Origin of the sequence: Pseudomonas agronomica (genome assembly GCF_025917275.1) — a bacterium.
Lineage (GTDB): Bacteria > Pseudomonadota > Gammaproteobacteria > Pseudomonadales > Pseudomonadaceae > Aquipseudomonas > Aquipseudomonas agronomica.
Map to the genome: position 1 here is coordinate 1 of NZ_JAOSHO010000647.1, position 2,401 is coordinate 2,401.

Annotated in this window: 3 protein-coding genes; all 3 read right to left on the bottom strand. The window is 63.7% G+C overall.

Annotation, left to right across the window (positions count from 1 at the left end):
- Positions 1-24 precede the first annotated feature (24 nt).
- From OC610_RS25695 to mpl, 3 genes are read right to left on the bottom strand one after another with little or no spacing between them, the layout of a single operon-like run.
- Entirely contained in the window at positions 25-309 is a 285-nt protein-coding gene (locus OC610_RS25695) for a YceK/YidQ family lipoprotein (protein ID WP_264431835.1), read from the bottom strand.
- The gene (ubiX, locus tag OC610_RS25700; RefSeq protein WP_264431836.1) at positions 302-949 is read right to left on the bottom strand and encodes a flavin prenyltransferase UbiX; all 648 of its coding nucleotides are present in this window, start codon (positions 947-949) and stop codon (positions 302-304) included. The genes OC610_RS25695 and ubiX overlap by 8 nt, the downstream gene beginning before the upstream one ends.
- Positions 946-2,295, bottom strand: coding sequence for a UDP-N-acetylmuramate:L-alanyl-gamma-D-glutamyl-meso-diaminopimelate ligase (gene mpl, locus OC610_RS25705; protein WP_264431838.1), 1,350 nt, complete (start codon positions 2,293-2,295; stop codon positions 946-948). Before mpl ends, ubiX begins: the two co-directional genes overlap by 4 nt.
- Positions 2,296-2,401: the final 106 nt, after the last annotated feature.

Sequence of the window (2,401 nt, forward strand, 5' to 3'; positions counted from 1 at the left end):
GAGCTCCTGCGCGCAAACCAGACGCTACAACCCACCCGTGGCCTGAAACCCCACACCCAGCGCCGTGAACAACGACAACGGCAACAACAAGGTATCGAGCAGCGCACTGCCCGGCAGATCGAGCCCTGGATAGCTTGGCGCCTCGGCCCCAAAACGGTCCTTGGCGCAGCAGCCACCGTTCAGTGCATACAAATCCAGGCGCGTCCCCGCGTACACCACCGGCGCCCCCGGCTTCGCGGCGTCGAGGGTGCGGGCGGTGGCGCAGCCGGCCAGTTGCAGCGCCAGCAGCACGATCAGCAGCTTATTCATCACTGCTCAAATGATGCTCGCCCCAACGCGGCAGCATGTCCTGGGGAATGTTCAGCAGATTGAGAATCCGAGCCACTACGAAATCGATCAGGTCATCGATGGTCTGCGGCTGGTGATAGAAACCCGGCGACGCCGGCAGGATGGTCACGCCCATGTTCGACAGCTTGAGCATGTGCTCCAGGTGAATGCTCGAATATGGCGCTTCCCGCGGCACCAGGATCAACTGGCGGCGTTCCTTGAGCGTGACGTCGGCCGCCCGCTCGATCAGGTTGTTGCAGGCCCCGGTGGCAATCGCCGACAGCGTGCCGGTGGAACACGGCACCACCACCATCGCCGCTGGCGCACCGGAGCCCGAGGCCACTGGCGACATCCAGTCTTCCTTGCCATACACGCGGATCTGCCCCGCCGCTGCACCGGTGTATTCGGTGAGGAAGGCCTGCATCATCTGGGTCTTGGGGGGCAGGGTCACATCCGTCTCGGTGGCCATCACCAGTTGCGCAGCCTTGGAGATGAGGAAGTGCACCTCGCGGTCCTCGCGCACCAGGCAATCGAGCAGGCGCAAGCCGTACTGGGCGCCGGACGCACCGGTCATCGCCAGCGTGATGCGCTCCGGGCCGCCGTCCTGCAAACGAGTGTTCATTTCAGCGCCTCGGCCAGTTTGCCGTGCAGGCCGCCGAAGCCGCCGTTGCTCATGATCACCACGTGAGTGCCGGGCTGGGCCTGGCTCTTCACGCGCTCGATGATGCCTTCCAGGGAGTCGCTGACAATCGACGGCACCGTGCACAGCGCAGCGGTGGCAGCGAGGTCCCAGCCCAGGTTGGCCGGTGCGTACCAGATCACCTGGTCGGCATCGACCACGCTTTCCGGCAGGCCGTCACGGTGGGCGCCGAGCTTCATGGAGTTGGAACGCGGCTCGATGATCGCGATCAGCGGCGCATCGCCGATGCGCTTGCGCAAGCCGTCGAGCGTGGTGGCGATGGCAGTCGGGTGATGGGCGAAATCGTCGTAAATGGTGATGCCGCGTACCTCGGCGACTTTCTCCATCCGCCGCTTCACGCTTTTGAACGCGCTCAACGCGGCGATCCCCATGGACGGCACCACGCCAACATGACGGGCCGCCGCCAGGGTCGCCAGGGCGTTAGCGACGTTGTGCTGGCCGGTCATGCCCCATTCGACTATGCCTTGGGACTGGCCCTCGAACATCACTTCGAACTCAGAACCGTCATCCTTGAGCAACTTCACTTGCCACTGCCCACCCGCGCCGGTGGTTTGCACCGGGGTCCAGCAGCCCATCTCGATGACGCGCTGCAACGCCGGCTCGGTGGTCGGATGAATCACCAGGCCTTCGCTGGGGATGGTGCGCACCAAATGATGGAATTGCCGCTCGATGGCCGGCAGATCGGGGAAAATATCGGCGTGATCGAACTCAAGGTTGTTGAGGATCGCCGTGCGTGGACGGTAATGGACGAATTTTGAGCGCTTATCGAAAAACGCGCTGTCGTATTCGTCGGCTTCGATCACGAAGAACGGCGTCCCGCCCAGGCGCGCCGACACGGAGAAGTTCTGCGGCACGCCACCGATCAGGAAGCCCGGGCTCATGCCCGCGTGCTCCAACACCCAGGCGAGCATGCTGCTGGTGGTGGTCTTGCCATGGGTGCCGGCCACGGCCAGGACCCAACGGCCCTGCAACACGTGATCGGCCAGCCACTGCGGCCCGGACACATACGGCAGGCCTTTGTTGAGCACGTATTCCACCGCCGGGTTGCCACGGGACATGGCGTTGCCGATGACCACCAGGTCCGGCGCCGGGTCCAATTGCGCCGGGTCATAGCCTTGGGTCAGTTCGATGCCCTGGGCTTGCAGTTGAGTGCTCATCGGCGGGTAGACGTTGGCGTCGGAACCGGTCACATGATGGCCCAGCTCCTTGGCCAGGACCGCCATCGAACCCATGAAAGTGCCGCAAATACCGAGAATATGGATGTGCATAGTCGACCTCGTAAACATGGCCGCAGGTTAGCGTAGGGAGGGGAAAATCGCACCTTGTGTTTAGCCTTCACGCCGAGATCCACTGTGGGAGCGAGCCTGCTCGCGA